Origin of the sequence: Amycolatopsis sp. NPDC050768 (assembly GCF_040654155.1) — a bacterium.
GTDB lineage: Bacteria > Actinomycetota > Actinomycetes > Mycobacteriales > Pseudonocardiaceae > Amycolatopsis.
In genome coordinates this window covers 227,742-247,371 of sequence record NZ_JBFAHL010000012.1, presented here as the reverse complement: position 1 = coordinate 247,371, position 19,630 = coordinate 227,742, and the positions used below count along the sequence as shown (strand labels likewise).

16 protein-coding genes are annotated in these 19,630 nt (G+C 69.0%); 8 read left to right on the top strand and 8 right to left on the bottom strand.

The genetic code is table 11. The annotated features are described in order from the left end of the window. Window positions 1–211 precede the first annotated feature (211 nt). Window positions 212–1,906: an FAD-binding protein gene (locus AB0H62_RS31990; protein WP_220239740.1), complete on the bottom strand. Its 1,695-nt coding sequence runs from the start codon at window positions 1,904–1,906 to the stop codon at window positions 212–214. A 70-nt stretch (window positions 1,907–1,976) separates the two neighbouring features. Next, window positions 1,977–4,130: a PQQ-binding-like beta-propeller repeat protein gene (locus AB0H62_RS31985; protein WP_360590204.1), complete on the bottom strand. Its 2,154-nt coding sequence runs from the start codon at window positions 4,128–4,130 to the stop codon at window positions 1,977–1,979. A gap of 264 nt (window positions 4,131–4,394) precedes the next feature. Here AB0H62_RS31985 and AB0H62_RS31980 point away from each other — a divergent pair, with 264 nt between their 5' ends. The 5 genes from AB0H62_RS31980 to AB0H62_RS31960 all read left to right on the top strand — a co-directional run bounded on the left by AB0H62_RS31980 (window position 4,395) and on the right by AB0H62_RS31960 (window position 8,499). Further along, window positions 4,395–4,538, top strand: coding sequence for a hypothetical protein (locus tag AB0H62_RS31980; protein ID WP_220239742.1), 144 nt, complete (start codon window positions 4,395–4,397; stop codon window positions 4,536–4,538). Beyond that, window positions 4,523–5,212: a pyrroloquinoline-quinone synthase PqqC gene (pqqC, locus tag AB0H62_RS31975; protein WP_220239743.1), complete on the top strand. Its 690-nt coding sequence runs from the start codon at window positions 4,523–4,525 to the stop codon at window positions 5,210–5,212. Before AB0H62_RS31980 ends, pqqC begins: the two co-directional genes overlap by 16 nt. Continuing rightward, window positions 5,209–6,603 (top strand): pyrroloquinoline quinone biosynthesis protein PqqE, encoded by a 1,395-nt coding sequence (gene pqqE, locus AB0H62_RS31970; protein WP_220239744.1) that lies wholly within the window; start codon window positions 5,209–5,211, stop codon window positions 6,601–6,603. The genes pqqC and pqqE overlap by 4 nt, the downstream gene beginning before the upstream one ends. Window positions 6,604–6,692: 89 nt before the next feature. Further along, complete coding sequence (locus tag AB0H62_RS31965; RefSeq protein ID WP_360590202.1) at window positions 6,693–7,466, top strand: MBL fold metallo-hydrolase; 774 nt, start codon at window positions 6,693–6,695, stop codon at window positions 7,464–7,466. Window positions 7,467–7,527: 61 nt separating this feature from the next. Next, window positions 7,528–8,499, top strand: coding sequence for a ThuA domain-containing protein (locus tag AB0H62_RS31960; RefSeq protein WP_360590200.1), 972 nt, complete (start codon window positions 7,528–7,530; stop codon window positions 8,497–8,499). 58 nt (window positions 8,500–8,557) lie between these two features. Here AB0H62_RS31960 and AB0H62_RS31955 read toward each other — a convergent pair whose 3' ends face one another. Genes AB0H62_RS31955 through AB0H62_RS31930 form a run of 6 tightly spaced genes read right to left on the bottom strand, consistent with a single transcriptional unit; the run spans window position 8,558 to window position 16,510 of the window. Continuing rightward, complete coding sequence (locus AB0H62_RS31955) at window positions 8,558–9,316, bottom strand: ABC transporter ATP-binding protein (protein ID WP_220239747.1); 759 nt, start codon at window positions 9,314–9,316, stop codon at window positions 8,558–8,560. Further along, window positions 9,313–11,142, bottom strand: coding sequence for a branched-chain amino acid ABC transporter ATP-binding protein/permease (locus tag AB0H62_RS31950; RefSeq protein ID WP_360590198.1), 1,830 nt, complete (start codon window positions 11,140–11,142; stop codon window positions 9,313–9,315). Before AB0H62_RS31950 ends, AB0H62_RS31955 begins: the two co-directional genes overlap by 4 nt. Further along, window positions 11,139–12,008 (bottom strand): branched-chain amino acid ABC transporter permease, encoded by an 870-nt coding sequence (locus AB0H62_RS31945; RefSeq protein WP_220239749.1) that lies wholly within the window; start codon window positions 12,006–12,008, stop codon window positions 11,139–11,141. The genes AB0H62_RS31950 and AB0H62_RS31945 overlap by 4 nt, the downstream gene beginning before the upstream one ends. A 52-nt stretch (window positions 12,009–12,060) precedes the next feature. Further along, window positions 12,061–13,221, bottom strand: coding sequence for an ABC transporter substrate-binding protein (locus AB0H62_RS31940; protein ID WP_360590196.1), 1,161 nt, complete (start codon window positions 13,219–13,221; stop codon window positions 12,061–12,063). A 32-nt stretch (window positions 13,222–13,253) separates the two neighbouring features. Beyond that, complete coding sequence (locus AB0H62_RS31935) at window positions 13,254–14,999, bottom strand: thiamine pyrophosphate-binding protein (protein ID WP_220239751.1); 1,746 nt, start codon at window positions 14,997–14,999, stop codon at window positions 13,254–13,256. A gap of 32 nt (window positions 15,000–15,031) precedes the next feature. Then, window positions 15,032–16,510 (bottom strand): aldehyde dehydrogenase family protein, encoded by a 1,479-nt coding sequence (locus AB0H62_RS31930; protein WP_360590193.1) that lies wholly within the window; start codon window positions 16,508–16,510, stop codon window positions 15,032–15,034. A 208-nt stretch (window positions 16,511–16,718) separates the two neighbouring features. Between AB0H62_RS31930 and AB0H62_RS31925 the strand changes: the two genes are divergently transcribed. From AB0H62_RS31925 to AB0H62_RS31915, 3 genes are read left to right on the top strand one after another with little or no spacing between them, the layout of a single operon-like run. Beyond that, window positions 16,719–17,528 carry an IclR family transcriptional regulator gene (locus AB0H62_RS31925; RefSeq protein ID WP_360590191.1) on the top strand — a complete coding sequence of 270 codons (810 nt, stop codon included), beginning with the start codon at window positions 16,719–16,721 and terminating at the stop codon, window positions 17,526–17,528. 58 nt (window positions 17,529–17,586) lie between these two features. Next, complete coding sequence (locus tag AB0H62_RS31920; protein ID WP_360590189.1) at window positions 17,587–18,825, top strand: CoA transferase; 1,239 nt, start codon at window positions 17,587–17,589, stop codon at window positions 18,823–18,825. 1 nt (window position 18,826) lies between these two features. Then, complete coding sequence (locus AB0H62_RS31915; protein ID WP_360590187.1) at window positions 18,827–19,630, top strand: citryl-CoA lyase; 804 nt, start codon at window positions 18,827–18,829, stop codon at window positions 19,628–19,630.

Sequence of the window (19,630 nt, the reverse complement as noted above, 5' to 3'; positions counted from 1 at the left end):
CCCATTGCGAACTTGCCGCGGGATCGAGGCACCACCCGCGCCGGCGCGGCCGTCACCACTGGCCAGCCGCCAGAGTGCTTGCCAAGTGAGCACCTCCGGTCACGCCGGCAGTGCCCTCCAGTTCGGGAAAGCGGGTCAACCAGCTGTGCTCGGACAGCTGACGTCGCGATCTGGTCGCGGTACTGCCAAACGGATGTGAGTAGCAGAGCGTCTAAGTCGTGGCGTGGCGGGCCGCGAGGTAGCCGAAGATCAGGCCCGCGCTCACTTGGCATCCGGCGCCGGGGTATTCGGAAGCCATGGGAGAGTCCGCGTCGTTGCCGCAGGCGTACAAGCCCGGGATCGGGGTCCCCTGCTCGTCGAGGACTCTCGCGTCGGGATCGGTCCGCAGGCCCAGTGAGGTGGCCAGCGGGGTGGGAACGACGGCGATTGCGTGGAACGGGGCCGTTCGAACAGGGCCGAGGTTGGCGTTGGGTGTGTGGCGGGGGTCGCCACTCCGCTGCCCGAAGGGGCTTCGTCCTTTTCCGAACTCGTCGTCGACGCCGGTCCGCGCGTGCCGGTCGGCGGCCGCGACTGTGCGCTCGAGGCCGTCCGGATCGACGCCGATCATGGTGGCGAGCTCCCGTACCGTCGGTGCGGTGTGGAGGTAGCCGGCCGCGGTGTGCCGCCGGAGCACGGTCTTGGGCGCGTGCGGGCGGATCATGCCGAGCCCGTACCGGGAGAGAGTCCGGGAGTCGAGCACGAGCCACGCGGGGATGGTCGGCATGGACTGGTGCGAGTTGTACATCGCGCGGGTGAAGCGGTGGTAGGAAACGGATTCGTCGACGAACCGGCGTCCGGCGGCGTTGACGGCGATGATGCCGGGCTTGGCGCGGTCCCAGATGTGCGGGAACACCGCGGTCGACCCGTCTCGGCGACGGCCGATCGAGCTGGGAAACCACCATGCGTTGTCGTCGCGAGGTTCGCCGAGCGCGCCGCCGACAGCTTGGGCGAGGGCGATCGTGTCGCCGGTTGCGCCCTCGGCTGCCGGTGTGAACTGTGGCGTCGGCCGGGGCAGGTGCCGAGCTCGCAGCTCCGGGTCGGCGGGGAAGCCACCGCCGGCGAGGACGACTCCGCGACGTGCGGCAATCCGGACCGTCCGGCCGCGATGCTGGGCGGCCGCTCCGACGACGCGGCCTGCGCCGTCGGTGACGAGGTCGGTGGTGTGTGCGGTGAACCAAACCTCGCCCGAACGCAGAAGCAGCTGGTGATACAGGCTCGCGACGAGGGCGTTGCCCATGACCAGCCGGGTGCCGCGTGGGTAACGGAGCCGGTCGATCGCCCAGCGCAGGCCGAGGCGCAGCGCGACGGCCACGCCCCGCACCGAACCATCGAAGATGGTGAGGAGCTGGTCGACCTCGAGGCGGCGGACCATCAGGGTGCCACCGAAGAGCGCGAGTTCCGGGATCGGCGGGCGGATCCGGGCGAAGGCGCGCTTGCCCAGCCGCCGGCCGTCGAAGACGTGCGGCTCGAGTGCTCGGCCCACGCCGGATCCGGCGAGTTCGGGATGGTAGTCGACGACGGTCGCGGAATGCCGGAACCGCACTCCGATGCGGTCCAGGTAGTCGATCGCAGTGGGGCCGTGCGAGAGATATGTTTCCCGGAGTTCACGGGCTGCGCGGGCACCGACCAGCGCGTCGAGATAGGACGCCGCGGCCTCGGTATCGGCGACGGGGTCGTCCTGGAACTGGTGCCCCGGAATCCAGCAGGTCCCGGCGGAGCGGGCGGTGGTCCCGCCCAGCCACTCGGTTTTCTCCAGCACCAGGGCGGACAGCCCCTCGTGCGCGCCGACCGTTGCCGCGCACAGCCCCGCCGCGCCGGAGCCGAGTACCAGCAGGTCGACCTCGTGGTCCCATCGCTCGTCGGGCACGCTGTGGTCCCTTCTGATGAGGCTCCGCCGCGGTCTCCCTGAGTGGCGCCGGGAGGCCGCGGCGGAGCGGTCAGATCACGACGATCTTGCCGGTGTTCTGCGGGTAGATCGGGTCGTTGTAGAAGTACTCGCCCTTCTTCGCGAAGGTGTGCTTGAAGGATTGCCCCGGCATGAGGGTCCCGCTGTCGAACTCGTACTCGAAGAACGAGACCGCGCCGTGTGCGGTGGCGTTGCCGACCGGGTTGACGAAGGTGATCTCGGTGCCGACCGGGACGGTCAGGTTCTGCGGTGACATCGCGTTCTGCGCCACCGTGTTCTCCTGTGCGCCCGGCGTGCCCGCGCCGGCGTCCCAGATCCGGCCGAGCGTGACGGTGTAGCCGGCCGCCGCGGCGGTCACCGCCGCCGTGCGGATCTGGTTGCGCTTCGACGGGGGAGTGGGCGCGGTGGCGGGGGCGACCCGGCCGCCGAGCTTGAACGCCCACAGGTGGTCGCCCTTCGGGATGTCGGGGTAAGGCAGGCCGTTGCCGCCGGCGAACACGGCGAGGTACTGCTGCCCGTCGATCTCGTAGGTGACCGGGCTGGTGTGCACGCCCGCTCCACATTGGAATCGCCACAGTTCTTTGGCGTCGGTGTCGTCCATGCCGAGTAGGACGCCGTCGGGGCCGCCCTGGAACATCACGCCGCCCGCGGTGGTGAGGATGCCGTTGCCGTGCGCCAGCGACCATTCGCTGTCCTTGCTCCACACCAGCTTGTTCGTGCGGGGGTCGATCGCCGCGAGGCCGCCCGCGAAGTACTCGCCGTAGGGGCGGGCGGTGTTGACCCGGCCTCCGGTGGTGTTGGAGTACGCGGAGTTGACGAGGCCGTAGCCGACGTAAACGTAGCCGGTCTCGGGGTTGAACGAGACGTGCGCCCAGTCGGCGCCGCCGCCCGCGCCCGGGAAGATGATGGTGGCGCGGTCCCAGTGCGTGGCGAAGAGCCCGCCGTTGGGGTAAAACGGCACCGGCCGGGTGGAGTTGTCCAGGCGGGGTTCCTGGGGGACGAACGGGTCGCCCTTCGGGAACGGCTGGGTCGGCGAGGTCTTGTGTCGCGGGTCCTGCGGCACGGGGCGCTCTTCGACACCCTGCACGGGCTTTCCGTTGGTGCGGTCGAGGATGTAGTACATGCCGACTTTGGAGCCGTACACGACGACCTTGCGCAGCTTCCCGTCGATGCGCAGGTCGATCAGCACCGGCGCCATCACGTTGTCGTAGTCCCAGATGTCGTGGTGTACCGACTGGAAGTGCCAGCGCCGCTTGCCCGTCTTGGCGTCGATGGCCACGAGCGAGTTGGCGAAGAGGTTGTCGCCGCCGCGGGTGGATCCGTTGGTGCGCGGGTAGGGGTTGCCGAACGTCCAGTAGACGAGCCCGAGGTCGGGGTCGACCGCGGGGTGGATCCACGGCACGGCCCCACCGGTCTTCCAGCTTTCGCCTTCCCAGGTGTCGTTGCCGAACTCGCCGGGGCCCGGCACGGACCAGAACGTCCAGGCGATCTTCCCGGTTGCCGCATCGAGGGCATACGCACGCCCGCGCGCGCCGGCGGTGCTGCCCTGCATTCCGACGTAGATGAGCCCGTCCCAGTAGACGATGGCGCCCGCGAGCGTCCCGGTCGCGCCGCCGCACTGCCCGTTGGCCGGGTCGCACTCCTCCGGCGTGCCCTGGGTCGGGTCTTCGGTCAGCAGCTGGCGCTTCCACAACACCGCGCCCGTTTTCTGGTTCAGCGCATACACGATGTTCGCGCCCGACGTCGAGAAGACCTTGCCCTGGCCGAGTGCGACGCCGCGCATGTTGGTGGTTTCGGAACCGACGTTCGACTTCCACCGGATGGCGCCGGTCTTCCCGTCGACGGCGAACACGTTCTGCTGGGTGGTCTGGACGTAGAGCACGCCGTCCTGCGCGACGATCGTGCTCTGCTGCGCGCGGGAGGTGTCGCCGCCCTCGAGGTTCACGTGCCAGGCGCCGCCGAGCCGGTCGAGGGTGCGGCGGTTGATCTGCTTGAGCGGTGAGTGGTTCTGGTTGGCGAGGTTTCCGCCGACCTTCGGGAAATCCGCACCGGTGGCACCGAAGGCATCGGGTTGCTTCGGCGTGTCCGGGGCCCCTGCCGACGCCGGCGCCGTGCCGAGCACTGTGCCCACCACCGCCGCGCTCGCCGTGGTGGCCGCACCGGACAGAAATCTGCGTCGATCCATCGATTGCCCTCTCTTCATTGAGGAAAAGCGCTGCGAGGAGTGACTCAACCCGAAGGACGTGGTCCACCTGGTGGTCCATCAAGTCCGTTGGTCGGTTGAGCTTAAAGGCTTCCGGAGTGGTCCACAAGACTGCGCGGCGGCCAAGTCGCCTCTTGTTCGACCTTGGGTCCAGGAGGTACTGTCCGGAGCGCCAGGTGGGCCAATCGGTCCGCTACATGGACCTGTTGGTTTCTCTGTCCCACTGTTGTGAAGAGGAGCGAAGCCATGTCCGCTGTACCGGAAACGCCCAGCACCAAGCTCGTCGAGTCCGTCCTGCCCACGTGGACCGACCCGGTGCTGGAGGGATACGAAACGCGGCCGGAGGTGACGGCCTACGCGCTTGAGAGCGGGCCGTGGAACGCCCGCTGACCAGGGCGGAGTTCACCGACGCCCTGCTCGGTCTGTCCAAACGCTACTGGGCGCACCACCCGTTCCACCTTCGCCTGCACGACGGGGGCTGCGAGCCGGCGGACCTGCGCCGCTGGGTGGCGAACCGCTGGTACTACCAGAAGTGCCTGTCGCGCAAGAACGCGGCGATCGTCGCGAACTGCCCGCTGCCCGAGGTTCGCCGCGCGTGGGTGGGCCGCATCGTGTTCCACGACGGGGAGCACGAGCACGAAGGTGGCATGCACGAGTGGCTGCGGCTGGCGGAAGCGGTGGGGCTGAGCAGGGCGGAGGTGCTCGACGAACGGCACGTGCTGCCCGGGGTGCGGTTCGCGGTCGACGGTTACCTCGACTTCTGCCGCACCCGGCCGTGGAAGGAAAGCGTGGCGGCCGCGCTGACGGAGCTGTTCTCCCCGGACCACATGAGCGACCGCATGGACGCGTGGCGCCGCCACTACGGCTGGATCGAGCCGGACGGGTTCGCGTACTTCGACCGGCGCATTCCGGCCGCTCGCGACGACAGCGCGTTCACCCTCGAGCTGGTGCTGACGCACTGCCGCACCCGTGCGGAACAGGAAGCCGCGATCCGGGCGCTGTCGTTCAAGTGCGACGTCCTCTGGAGCGTGCTCGACGCAGTGGACTATGCGAGGTGCTCATGACGCTGGACACCGGCAGCAGGCCCGGGGTGCGCCCGGGCGTGCGCCTGGAGCTCGACCCGGTGCGGCAGAGCCGGGTTCTCCTGTTCCCCGAAGGGGTTCTGGTGCTCAACGACACCGCGGCCGCCGTGGTCGAGCTCTGCGACACCCGGCGCACCGTGGCGGAGATCGTGGCCTGTCTGGGCGAGCGGTACTCCGGCGTCACGAATAGTTCGGTGCTGCGGGCGCTGGCCGACCTGGAGACCCGCGGGCTGGTGGGCACCGGGCCGGACGTGCGCGCGGCGCGTCCGGTACCCGCCGGAAAGCCGGTGACGGCGGCCGCGCCACGATCACCGGCGCCCCTCGGGCTGCTCGCGGAGCTGACCTACCGGTGCCCGCTGCAGTGCACCTATTGCGCCAACCCGCTGAACCTCGGCGACTACCGCGACGAGCTCGACACTGCCGGCTGGCAGGACGTTTTCGCGCAGGCGAGGGCTCTCGGTGTGCTGCAGCTGCACCTCTCGGGAGGGGAACCCGGTCTCCGGAAGGACCTGGTCGAGCTGGTGGCGACGGGGCACGACCTCGGGTTCTACCTCAACCTGGTCACCAGCGGCGTCTCGCTGAACGCCGCGCGGATCGGACAGCTCGCCGAGGCGGGACTGGACCACTTCCAGCTGTCCTTGCAGGATGCGGAAGCCGCACCGGCGAATGCGATCGCGGGGCGTCGGGCACACGAGCGCAAGCTCGCCGTCGCCGAGGCCGTGCGCGAAGCCGGACTCCCGTTGACGATCAACGTGGTGCTGCACAGGGGGAACGTCGGGCGGATCCCGGCCATCGCCGCGCTCGCGGTGGACCTCGGCGCGGATCGGCTGGAGCTGGCGCACACCCAGTTCTACGGCTGGGCCCTGCGCAATCGCGGCGCCCTGCTGCCGAGCCGGGAGCAGGTGGAGCGTGCTGCCGCCGATGTCGCCGAAGTGCGGGCCCGGTTCGGGGCCGGGCTCGAGGTCGTGCACGTCGCGGCCGACTACTACAGTCCCCGGCCCAAACCCTGCAACTACGGCTGGGGCTCGCGCCAGCTCGTGGTGAATCCCGTCGGCGGGGTGCTGCCGTGCCTGGCGGCGGAGACCTTGCCGGACCTTCAGGTGCCCTCGGTCCGCACCGAAGCGCTGGCCTCGATCTGGTACGACTCGCCGGCGTTCCGCCGGTTCCGCGGCACCGACTGGATGCCGGATCCCTGCCGGAGCTGCGTGCTCAAGGAAGTCGACTTCGGTGGCTGTCGCTGCCAGGCGTACCAGGTCACTGGCGACGCCGCGGCGACCGATCCGGTCTGCGACCTCTCGGAGTACCACCAGGTGGTTCTCGACCAGGTCGAGGACCCCGGTCCTGCGCCGGCCGTGCCCCGGCGGATGCGATGAAGGTCCGCTTCCTCGGCACCGCGGCGGGAGGTGGTGCCCCGCAATGGAACTGCGGCTGCGCAACCTGTGTGCGGGCGCGCCGAGCCGGGGTGTCGCGCACCCAGGATTGCCTGGCCGTCAGCGGTGACGGCGAGTCGTGGTACCTCACCAACGCCTCGCCGGACCTGCGGACGCAACTGCTCGCGACACCGGAGCTGGCACCGGCCGCGGGATCGCGCGAATCACCTGTCCGCGGGGTGGTCTTCACCAGCGCCGAACTCGACCACACCCTCGGGCTGCTCACCCTCCGCGAAGCCGGCGGCCTGGACGTCTACGCCACCGCGACCGTCCACAAGGCATTGCGATCCGGGTTTCCGATCGAGACCACGATCGGCTCGTACACGCAGCTTCGCGAACACCACCTCGCACCCGGAACGCCGGTGGAGCTCGAAGGCGGGCTCCGTGTCACCTTGACCGTGCTGAGCAGCAAGAGGCCCAGGTATGCGGGCACGGCGCCGTCGGGCGAGTGGGTCAGCGCGTGCCGCTTCGATTCCGGCCCAGGCACGCGAGCCTTCGTCTACGCGCCGGGCCTCGCCGCGTGGACCGACGAGTTCGCCACGGTGATCGACGGTGCGGACGTCGTCGCGCTCGACGGTACTTTCCTCACCGAGGAAGAGATGGGGCCAGGACGTCCGGCGTCGGGCATGGGGCACCTGGCCATCACCGAGGCCCTGCCTTTCCTGGCCGGGCATCCCGGACCCCGGTACCTGTTCACCCACCTCAACAACACCAATCCGCTGGTGCTTCCGGACGCCCACGAGGCGTCCGCGCTCGCGGAGGTGAACGCCGCTGTGGCGTTCGACGGGCAACTGCTCGAACTCTGAATCCGATTCCCCTGCCGGCTTCGACGGCAGGTCCACTGTGTCCAGAACAGGATGGAGAACCATGAAGAGACGTTCGGCAACGGTGCTGACAGCTCTGGCGAGCGCGTCCGCCGCCGCACTCGCGACCGTGCTGGCCTTCGGAATGCCCGCGTCGGCCCACGACGGCAGTGGCAAGACGGGTGCGCAACAACTGGGCGATCCCCAATACGGGGTGTGCCGCGGCCTCGACTCCAGCTGCTACCACAACTGGGGCAACTTCGACCTCTCCAAGGGGATCAAGGTCCTCGTCTACTCGCGCACGGCGGGGCCGCGCCACGCCAACCTCGGCCCCGCGCTCGGCCCCGGTATGAACCCGCCGCTGGCCGACGCCAACGTCGCGCAGAAGGCGCTGGTGAAGCTCGGGCAGCAGAACGGTTTCGCGGTCGACTGGACCGAGGACGTCACCCAGCTGGCGAGCCCGAACACGTTGTTCAAGTACAACGCCGTGATCTTCCTCAGCACCAGCCGTGACGCGCTCGACGACTCGGCCCAGACGTCACTGCGCCAGTACATCCGCGGCGGCGGTGGTTTCGTGGCCATCCACAACGCCTTCGGCACCGAGTACAACTGGCCCTGGTACGAGGGACTGCTGGGCGGGACCAACTACTACGACCACGGCCCCGCGCAGGCCGGCACCGTGCAGACGGTGGAGCGCAACGACGTCTCGACGAAGAACCTTCCGAACCGCTGGGCCTTCACCGACGAGTGGTACAACGTGGATCCCTTCCCCAGCAACGTCCGCTTCCTCGCGAAGGTGGACGAGTCGAGCCTGGCCGAGGGCGTGAAGGGCTCGATGGGGCACCCCGGCCACGGGACGAACCACCCGGTGGCCTGGTGCCAGTACTACGACGGCGGCAGGTCGTGGGTGACGACGCTCGGCCACGAGGACTGGGCTTACACCAACTCGACCACCTCCGACGGCGCGCGGTACTTCCAGTCGCTGATCGTGGGCGGGATCAAGTCCGCAGCGGGTGCGGCGCCGTTCTGCCGCTGACGACGAGAGAGGGCCCCGGCTTCGACGAAGCCGGGGCCCTCTCTCGTGAGTGCGCTCGTCAGAGGCCGAGGTAGATCTGCCGGACCAGCGGGTCGTGGCTGAGGTCCGCGGAGCTGCCGGTCATCGCAACCTGGCCGTTCTCCATGACCAGGCAGGTTTCGGTGGCTTCGAAGGTGAGCTTCGCGTTCTGCTCGACCAGCAGCAGCCCGAGGCCGGCCTCGGAGAGGCGTTGCAGGCTCGCGAGGACCTCCTCGACGAGCTTGGGGGACAGCCCCATGGACGGCTCGTCCAGCAAGACCAGCTTGGGTTCGGACATGAGGGCCCGCCCGATGGCGAGCATCTGCTGCTGGCCCCCGGACAGGGCGCCGGCGAGGCGGTGTTGCATCTCGCCGAGCACGGGGAACATCTCGTACACCTCGTGCAGGACTTGTCGGGTCCGGCCTCGCCACGGCTTGAGGTACGCGCCGAGAAGGAGGTTCTTCTCCACGGAGAGGCCGCCGAACACGTGCCGGCCCTCGGGGACGTAGCCGATGCCGTGGCGCACGACGTCCTTGGGTTTCACCTTGGTCAGATCCTGGTCGCCGAACCACAAGCCGCCGACGGACCGGGGGACGAGACCCATGAGTGCCTTCAACGTCGAGGTCTTGCCTGCTCCGTTGGCCCCGATGATGCCCATGCAGCACCCCGCTGCGACGGTGAACCCGACGGAGCTGACGGCCTGGACTCCGCCGTAGCGCACCGAGAGGTTCTCGACGCGAAGGTCGCCCGCGAGGCCGTGGCCGGCCTCGCGCTGGTGTCCGCTTTGCTCGGTCTTCACGGCATGACCTCTGTTTCCACTGCGTGGGCGACCTCGGCGACGCTGAACGAGTCTCCGAGGTAGGCCTCGATGACCTCGGGCCGGATCGCGACTTCGGCGGGAGTGCCTTCGGCGATCACGCCGCCTCCGGCGAGGACGGTGACGCGGTCGCACAGCGACATGACCAGGCTCATGTTGTGCTCGATCAGCACGACGGTGACGCCACTGTCGCGAATGGATCGGACGATCTCCTTGAGCTGGCCCACTTCCTGTCCGTTGAGACCCGCGGCCGGCTCGTCGAGAAGCAGCACCTTCGGGTCGGCGGCCATGGCCCGGGCCAGCTCCACCCTGCGCTGGATCCCGTACGGGAGTGACCGGGGGGCCGCGTCGGCGAAGTCCTCGAGGCCGAACCGGCTCAGCAAAGCGCGGGCATCCCGGCGCAGAGCGCGTTCGGCACGCCAGACACCAACTGGCCAGACCACGTAGTGCCAGAGCGAACGCATCGACGAGTGATCCAGCGCGACCAGCAGGTTCTCCTCGACCGTCAGCTGGCCGAAGAGGCGCAGGTTCTGGAACGTCCGCGAGAGGCCGGCGCGGGACAGCTGGTGGGTCCGGCGCCCGGTGAGGGTCAGGTCCCCGATGGCCGCTGTGCCTGTCGACGCGGTGTAAAGCCCGCTGATCACGTTGAACAGCGTTGTCTTCCCCGAACCGTTGGGTCCGACGATGCCGCGGATCTCACCGGCCTCGACGGACAACGACACGCCCTTGAGTGCCTTCAACCCGCGGAATTGCTTGCTGATCCCGGAGATCTCGAGTGGCGCGCCCTGGCGGCTCCCCTCGGTGGGCGGGTAGGGGAGGAATGGCCCGAGTACGGCCCGGTCGGCGGGTTTCCTCCGCCGCAGTACCCGGCGGATCTGTGTGGGCAGTCCGGCCAGCCCCGCCGGTGCGAAGACGACCATGAGCACGACGACCGCGCCGTAGCCGAGTTGCGCGTAGACGGAGAAGTCGGTGAGCGCTTCGCGGACCAGGGACAGGGCGACCGCGCCGACGATGCACCCGGGGATGCTCTGCCGACCGCCGATGATGACCATGGCCAGCAGGAGGAACATGTTGGCGACGCTGAACGTCTCGGGCGCGATGTAGTGGATGAGCCCCGCGTAGAGCACTCCGGCGACGCCGCCGTACACGCTCGAGACGAGGAACGCGGTCATGCGCAGTACCGGGACCGGCGCCCCGACGGCGCCGGCTGCGATGGAGTCGTCGCGCATGGCGCGCAGGCGCCGGCCCAGTGCGGTCCGCACGACGAACACGGCGAACGCCACGGCAAGCGCGAACACGACGAGTTCGAGGTAGTAGTACAGGTACTCGTTGGTCAGGTCGATGCCGAACAGAGGCGGAACCGGGATGCCGCTGATACCTGATGCTCCGCCGGCGATGTGCGCGTTGGTCACCCAGTTGGTGAAGGCCAGCGCGAGCCCCAGCGTGACGATGCCCAGATAGTGCGATTGCACGCGCAGGGCGGGAATTCCGACGACCAGTCCCGCGGCCGCGGTGGCGATCACGGCCAGCACGGCGGAGACCCAGAACCCGAGCCCGGAGGCGGTGGTGAAGATGGCGAGGGCGTAGGAGCCGACGCCGAAGAACGCGATCTGCGCGAGGTTGATCTGCCCGGCCACGCCCATGGCGATGCCCATGCCGACCGCCAGCAGGGCGAACACGATCGCGATGTTGACGACGTGGATGCCGTAGCCGTCGAGTCCGTAGGGCAGGAGCCAGGCGAGGACGGCGAGCAGGATGATTCCGGCGATCCGCGCGCTCAGGCCGCGGTTGCGCACGAGGAGGTTCATGCCCGGCTCACCGTCCGCTCGCCGAACAGGCCGGTCGGTTTGACCATGACGATCACGGTGAACACGAGGAACACCACCAGGTCCGAGTAGCCTTGGAACCAGCCGGCGGCGAAGGAATCCAGGATTCCGATGGCCAGCCCGCCCACGATCGCGCCCGTGATGTTGCCGAAGCCGCCGAGGATAGCGGCGGCGAAACCCTTGATGCCCAGGGCCCCGCCCATGGTCGGGCTCACGTACAGAAGTGGGCCGACGAGGCCGCCGGCGAGCGCCGCCAGCCCGGCGCCGATCGCGAAGGCGATGGCGTTGCTGCGTCCGACGTGGATGCCGACCGCGGTGGCCGCTTCGTGGTCCATGGCGACGGCTTGCATTGCGGCACCTCGTTTGGTCCGCTGCAAGAAGATGAGCAGGAGCACCGTGGCGACCGCGGCGATCCCGAGCACGACGAGGCTGTAGGTGCGGATACGCACGCCGAAGACGTCGAGGGGCTGGGAGCCCACCGGGGTGGGAACGGCGCGGCCGGTCGCACCCCAGATGATGGTGGCGAGCGACTCCAGCACGACGCCGAAGCCGATCGTGCCGATCAGCATCAGGTCGAAGTCCTTGTTCTCCAACGGACGCAGCACCCGTTCCATCACCAGCGCGATGAGGCCGGTGACGACCATGGCGACGATGATGGCGAGGACGAACGGCAGCCGGGAGGACATGTAGAAGGTCGATGCCGCGTAGGCGCCGACCATCACGACCTGGCCGTGTGCGAAGTTCACCAGGCCCATGGTGCGATAGACGATCGAGAAGCCCATGGCGACGAGGGCGTAGACAGCGCCGAAGCTGAGCCCGCCCACGAGCGTCTGGAGAAAGACTTGCATGAAAAGTCCTTTCACAGACGGGGGCCGCGCGCAGGGCGCGGCCCCCGCAGGATCAGCTGGTGGCGGTGGCGATCAGTTTCCCGCCGGTGATGACGCCGATCGAGGTGGCGTGGATGCCGACGCCGGTCTGGTCGAAGGTGAACGTGCCGAGCAGGCCCGGGTACTTGGTGGCGCGGATCGCATCGGCCAGCTGCTGACCGGTCGCGGCGTTGCTGTTCTTCATCGCGGTCAGGAAAATGTTCGTGCCGTCGAAGGATTTCGCGCCGTGCAGTTCGGCGTCCTCGTTGTAGGCCGTCTTGTAGGCCTGGGCGAAGGAGCGGGAAGCGTCACTGGTGTCATTGCTCAGGTAGGGGCTGCTCACCACGGTCCCCTCGGCGTTGGCGGCGCCCGAGGTCTGGAGGTAGACGGTCGTTCCCATGGGTGCCGCGCCGGCCACGGTGGCGTTCAGCCCGAGCTCGCGCGCCTGTTTGACGATGAGCCCGGCTTCGACCTCCTCGGTGCCGACGAACAGCACCTGCGGGTTCTTCTGCCGGATGGACGTCAGCGCCGCGCTGAAGTCCTTCTGGTCGGTGGTCACCACCTGGTCGTCGACCGGCTTGATCCCCCGATCGGCCAATGCTTTCCCGAAGGCGTCGTGCTCGCCCTTGCCGTAGGAGCCGTTGTTGCTGATGAAGGCGATGCTCTTCAGGTTCTTCTGGTCGACGAGGTACTTGGCCAAGGTCTCGTCGTAGGTCGTGCTCGTCGGGCCGTTGAGGAACTGGAACGGACTTTTCACCGCGGTGATCGAGGGGGACTGCCCGGAGGTGATGCTGGGAATCTTGGCCTGCTGCAGGACGGGTGCCATGGCGACGGTGACCGCGCTTTCGGCGGTGCCGATCATCGCGACGTAGCCCTCGCTGGCGATCTTGCGAGCGAGGTTGGTGCCGATCGTGGGGTCGCCCGTGTCGTCGAACACATCGAGCTGGATTTTCCTGCCGTTGACCCCGCCTTTCGCGTTCCACTGGTCGACGGCGAGCTTCGCGCCCTTGTATTCCCAGGCGCCCAGCGAGCTGAGCTGGCCGCTCTGGGCGTCGACGACGGCCATCTTGATGGGACCGGTCGTCGAGGCGTTGGTGTTCGACGAGCTCCCAGGCGCGCTGCAGGCGCTGCCGACGCCCACCGCCAGCACCGCCAATGCGGACGCCACCACGCGCCCACGTCGGAATCGGATCATGAATGCCACCTCGTTGTGTCAGGAGTGCGGAGTTATTCGAAGACGCCCTGGTAGATGTCCTTGATGTTCCAGTGCCCCGGAGTCGGCACCGGCTCGTTGACCATCGGAACGTCGAGGACCGCCGGCCGACGGCGCGCGACCGCGTCGCGGAGTGCTTCGCCGAGGCCCTCCGGGGTCTCGACCAGGTATCCGTCGGCGCCGCAGGAACGGCCGAGCGCGGCGAAGTCGGGCGACGCGGGATTGCCGTCGCGGTCGAGGAACTCGCAGCCGAAGCTCTGCCCGAAGTTCCCGGCCTGCAGGTCCGCGATGGTTCCGTGGGCCCGGTTGTTCATCACGACGAAGATCACGGGCAGGCCCTGCTCGACGGCCAGCGGAATGGCGGGCAGCTGCGCGCTCATCCCGCCATCGCCCACCAGGGCGACGACGACCCGCTCGGGCGCGGCGATCTGCACGCCGACCGCGGCCGCCGGCCCGAAGCCCATTGTGGACGCTCCGCCAGGGGTGATGAACCGGCCGTCCTCGGGCAGTTCGTAGCACTGGGCCACACCGTTCTTGTTCCACCCGACGTCGGTGACGAGGACGGCGTCGGACGGCAGGACGGTGCGGAGGTCCTCGAGGATGCGTTCCGGCCGGAGGGGGAAATCGTCGCTGCGGCCGCGCTCCTGGCTCGACTCGAACAGCGTCGTCCGGGCGGTGGTGATGGTTTCCCGCAGGCCGGGCCTGGAGACCCGCTCGGGGGCGAGGGCTCGCACCGCCGCGGTGATCGCCGGAACCGCGTGGTTGACGTCGGCGACGGCTCCGAGGGCGACGGGGTAGTTCCGGCCGATCTCGGCGGCGTCGATGTCGATCTGGATCAGCTGTGCCGGCGGGAACCGCCACGTGTAGTCGGAGTCCCACGAGCTGGCGTCGGTCTCGGCGAAGCGGGTCGCCAGCGCGAGCACGAGGTCGGTGTCGCGGGTGTAGTCGTTCGTGAGCTCCAGGCCCCAGAAGCCGGTCATGCCCATGACCAGCGGGTGCCGGTCGGGAAGCGTGCCCTTGGCCATGAGCGAGTGGGCGACGGGGATGTCGAGGTGCTCCGCGAGGTCGAGCAGCGCCGCCCGCCCGGCCGGCCCGCGCAGACCGCCGCCGAGGTAGATCAACGGACGCTTCGCGTTAACGAGCAGCTCGGCGATCCGCGCGGCGTCCGCGTCGCTCAACGCCGGCGTCGCGACCTGCTCGACCAGCGGGTAGTCCACCACGCGGACCTGGCGGGAGAACAGGTCCATCGGGACGTTGAGCAGAACCGCGCCCTTGCGGCCGGACGTCGCCGTCCAGAAGGCGCGCTCGGTGAACCTGGTCAGGTCCTCGGCGCGGTGGACGTGCCAGGCGCGCTTGACGAACGGGCGGTAGATGGCGGTCTGGTCGGCGTCGGCGTGGAGGTTCACCTCCTGGTGGGGGTGGCGACCATGGTAGTACGACGGGACATCGCCGGAGATCGTGATGAGCGGGACGGAGTCGAGTGCGGCGGTGGCGACACCGGTCACCGCGTTCATCATGCCGGGACCCGCGTGCACGAGCAGGACTCCGGGTTTGCCCGACACGCGGGCGTACCCGTCGGCGGCGTGGGCGGCCGCTTGCTCGTGCCGGGCCATGACGAATTCGATGCTGCTGCGCCCGAGTGCGTCCAGGAAGGCGATGTTGGTGTGGCCGCACAGGCCGAAGACGTACTCGACGCCGTAGGACTCCAGCTGCCGGACGAGTGCTTCCGCTGCGGTCGTCGTCGGGGCGGGTGCGGTCATCGGTGCGTCGCTCCTCTTGTCACGGGTCTCGGTCACTGCTCGCCCCAGATCGAGGTGCCGCGCAGGATCAGGGTCTTCACGACGGTGTAGTCGTCGATCATGTGCGCGGGTGACTCCCGGCCGAAGCCGGAGTCTTTGACACCGCCGAAGGGAATGTGGTCGAGCCGGTAGTTCGACGAGCCGTTCACGACCAGCCCGCCGACCTGCAGCTCGCGCCACGCGGCGAAGATCGTGCGGATGTCCTGGGTGAAGATCCCGGCCTGCAGGCCGAACCGGCTCGCATTGCAGGCGCGGATGACGTCGTCCAGGTCGTCGAACGGCAGGACGGCGACGAGGGCGCCGAAGACTTCCTTGACCACGACGTCGGCGTCGCCGGGTGGGTCGGCCACGATGGTCGGGAGCAGCGTGGCGCCGTCGCGGGTCCCGCCGAGCAGGACCCGCGCGCCACCGAGGCTCGCGTCGGCGGCCCACTGCTCCACGCGTGCGGCGGCTTGTTCGTCGACCATCGCCCCGACCTCGGTCGCGGGGTCGAGCGGATCCCCGACCTTGAGCTGGGCGACCTCGTCGCGGAAGGCGGTCAGGAAGTCGTCGAAGCGGCTTCGGTGGACGTAGACCCGCTGCACGGAGATGCAGCTCTGGCCGGAGTTGCTGTACCCGGTCCGGGCGCAGGTCCGGGCGGCGTGCGCGAGGTCGGCGTCGGCGCACACCAAGGTGGCGGCGTTGCCGCCGAGCTCCAGGACGAGGCGTTTCGCGCCGGCTGCCCGCGCGACCGCGGCCCCGGTCTCCGCGCTGCCGGTGAAGCTGATGACGGCGACGGCGTCGCCCGCACACAACGCGGCTCCGACCTCGCCGCCGCCGTGCAGCAGCTGGACCGCCTCGACGGGCATGCCGGCGTCGAGGAGCAGGGCCACGATCGCGGCTGTCGTCGCGGGAGCCTGGGGCGGCGCCTTCACGATCGTGGTGTTGCCGGCCGCGAACGACGCGCCGAGCTTGTGGGCCAGCAGGTTCGCGGGGGCGTTGAACGGTGTGATCGCCAGAGCGACACCGGCGGGGGCTCGGAAGGTCATGGCGGTGTTGCCGACGCCGCGGTCCCAGCCCGACACCGGGAGCATGTCGCCGCCGATGTGCCGGGTTTCGTTGGCGCACACGGCGAACGTGTCCGCCACGCGGTCCAGCTCGCCCCGCCCGTCCTTGAGCGGTTTGCCGAGCTCCAGCGCGATCAGCCGGGCGATCGCGTCTCGGTGCTCGATCGCCGACTGTGCCGCACGTTCGAGAATCGCGGCCCGGGTCGCCGGTGCGAGGCGTCCGACGACGGGCGCGTTCTCCGCGGCGTAGGCCAGAGCGTCGGCCACCTGGGTTTCCGACGCGGGGTACGACTTCGTCACCACTCTGCGGACGTACGGGCCCATCCGGTCGGTCGGCGGTCCGTCGCGTGTCCACTTGCCGCCGACGAACGCGGCGGCCTCCATGGCGTCATCGGATGTCGAGGATTCGAGAATCTCCTGCAGCACCGCCACACTCCCTTGTGAACCATCAAACGGTACATCTGGACCACTCTGCGGACTCCGTGTAACGTACGGTTGGCGACAGGCGCTGGCAAGACTTCGAGCCGAAGAAGTTACGAACCGGCCCAGGGTGGCCACCCGGTTCGAAATCCGGGTCGAAACCCGAGGATGCTGGGCAAAACGATTACGACAATGGGCAAGGGGAGAGTTGGTCATGAAGCGGGCCGGTGCCGACGAAGCCGTCGACCAGACGGAAAACTCGTCGCAGGAAAGCGGCGAGTCGCAGGGCGTGCGCAGTGTCCAACGGGCACTGGACATTCTGGCGCTGCTGACGGAAACTCAGCCCACGGTGTCGATCTCCGACATCGTGAAGGAAACCGGTCTGGCCAAGACGACGGTGATCCGCTTGGCGCAGACCCTCGAGCAGAATGGCCTCCTGTGGGCGACGCCCAAGGGGTACATGGCGGGGCCGGGTCTCTGGCGCTGGGCACATCTGGCCAAACAGAGCTGGGAGCTTCCCGCGGAAACCACGCAGCTGATGCGCGAGCTGGGGGATCGTCAGCGGGAGACCGTCAACCTCTACGTCTTGCGTGATGTTTACCGGGTTTGTGTTGCTCAGCAAGAGAGTCCTCAATCGCTGCGGCACGTCGTGCGCGTCGGAGACGAGCTTCCCCTGTGGGCGGGTGCGTCGTCGAAGGTGCTGCTGCGCGACGCGTCTGCCGCCCTGTTGACGCGCATCGCCCGCAGCTCGCCCGACGGAGTGGAGCACTTACCTGCTTTGCAGGCGACGGTGACGGAGGCCGCCGAGCAGGGTTTCGCGTTCAGCCACGGCGAGCGCGAAGCAGGTCTTTCGGCGGTGGCGGTTCCGATTGTCAGTGCGGCGGGAACTGTTGTGGCGGCGTTGTCGCTGAGCGGGCCGACCGTGCGTTTTCCCGACGACCGTATTTCCGAGTTCGTCGACGATCTCAAATCTGTTGCCGCGCGCATGGCGGAGCGGGGGTTCGCCCATCCCTTCGCCGGGTGAAGCCGGCCCGACACGACGTGCCGTCCGCGCTGATGCGGGCGGCGCACAAGGAGAGGGAATGCAGAGGAGACCGCTTCGCGGCATCCGGGTACTGGACCTGACGAATGTTCTCGCCGGTCCGTACTGCAGCTACCAGCTGATGCTCTTCGGTGCCGAGGTGGTGAAGGTCGAGGTCCCCGGATCCGGGGACCTGGCCAGGAGCCTGGGACCGGACGCGGAGCTCAACCGGGCGGGCCTCGGCGCCTCGTTCCTGGCGCAGAACGCCGGCAAGAAGTCGATCGAGCTGAACTTGAAGGACGCGGTGCAGCGCGCGCTGTTCGAGGACCTCGTCCGTGGGGCCGACGTCCTGCTCGAGAACTACCGCGCCGGAGTGCTGGAGCGGCTCGGCTTCGGCTGGGACCGGTTGCGGCAGCTGAACGGCCGGCTCGTCTACTGCGCGATCTCGGGGTTCGGGCAGTCCGGACCATTGAGCCAGGCACCCGCCTACGACCAGATCATCCAGGGCCTGTCGGGAATGATGAGCGTCACCGGCACGGAGGACACCGCCCCCCTGCGGGTCGGCTTCCCGGTCGCGGACACCGTGGGCGGGCTGATGGCGGCGCTGTCGATTTCCTCGGCGCTGGTCGGCCGTGAGCGGTCCGGCGAGGGCTGTTTCCTCGACCTGTCGATGCTCGAGGCGTCCATTTCGGCGATGGGCTGGGTGGTGTCCAACTACGTCATCAGCGGAATCCCTCCGGAGCCGATGGGACGGGAGAACGCGACGGCCGCGCCGTCCGGGACCTTCTTCGCCGCGGACGGCCCCCTCAACATCGCCGCGAACCGGCAGGAGCAGTTCGTGACGCTGTGCGGTCTCGTGGGACGGCCGGATCTGGTGGCGGACCCGCGGTTCGCCGATCGAGAAGACCGCAAACGCCATCGCGCCGAACTCAGCGACGAGCTCAACCGGGCGTTGCGGCTTCGAAACTCGCAGGAGTGGGAGACGGAGCTGTCGGCTGCCGGAGTGCCCGCCGCCCGCATCCTGACGGTGCCGCAGGCACTGAAATCCGAACAGCTCGCGCACCGCGGATTCTTCACCGAGATCGGGTTCCCCGGTGATTCCGAGCGAACCCTGCGCGCCAGCGGCAACGGCGTGCTCGTCGACGGTGAACCACTCCGACCGACCGCCGCGCCACCGTGGCTCGGGCAGCACAACGACGAAGCCGCCGAACTCGTCCGGCGCTGGCGCGCCACCGGCATCCCGTCGCCGGCACGCCCGATCCCCGACCAGGTGTCGCCCGGCCGAACCGAAAGGGACTGACATGGCTGTCACACCTGCACAGACCACTGTGGACGATGTCGCCGACTGGTGGGCCAACAGCATCTGCCGCATGGAACCTGGCGTGGTCGAGCTGCGGGGCGTCCCTGTGCAGGATCTGATCGGCCACCGCGGCCTGGTGTCGACGATCTGGCTGATGGTCCGCGGCAGCAGCCCGACCACCGACGAGGAAGCACTGCTGGAAGCGGCGATGGTCGCGTCCGTCGACCACGGCCCGCAGGCACCTTCCATCGCGATCGCCAGGATGACGGCCACCTGCGGCGTCGGCATGAACAACGCCATCGCGTCCGGCGTCAACGCCCTCGGCGACTCCCACGGCGGCGCCGGACAGCAGTGCGTGGAACTGCTGTCCGACATCGTGGAACGCCAGTCGGCGGGAGTGGATCTCGACGCCGCGACGGAGGAAGTGGTCGCCGAGTACCGTGCGCGCGACCCGTACCTGCCCGGGTTCGGTCACCGGTTCCACCCGGTCGATCCCCGGCGCGACCCGCTGCTCGGCCTGGTCGACAAGGCGGTGTCGGCGGGAGTTGTCGAGGGCAGGCACGTCGCGGCAGCCCGGGCGGTCGAGACGGAGCTCAACCGAGGGCGCCGCAAGCCCGTGCCGATGAACATCGACGGAGCCACCGCCGTGATCTACGCCGAACTCGGGTTCCCGCCCGAGCTCGCGCGGGGCCTGTTCGTTTTGAGCCGCAGCGTCGGCATCCTCGCCCACGCCTGGGAGGAAACGAACTCCGGCCGGCGCAACAAGGGCCCGATGCCGACCTCGATCCTGCCCACCTACCGCTGA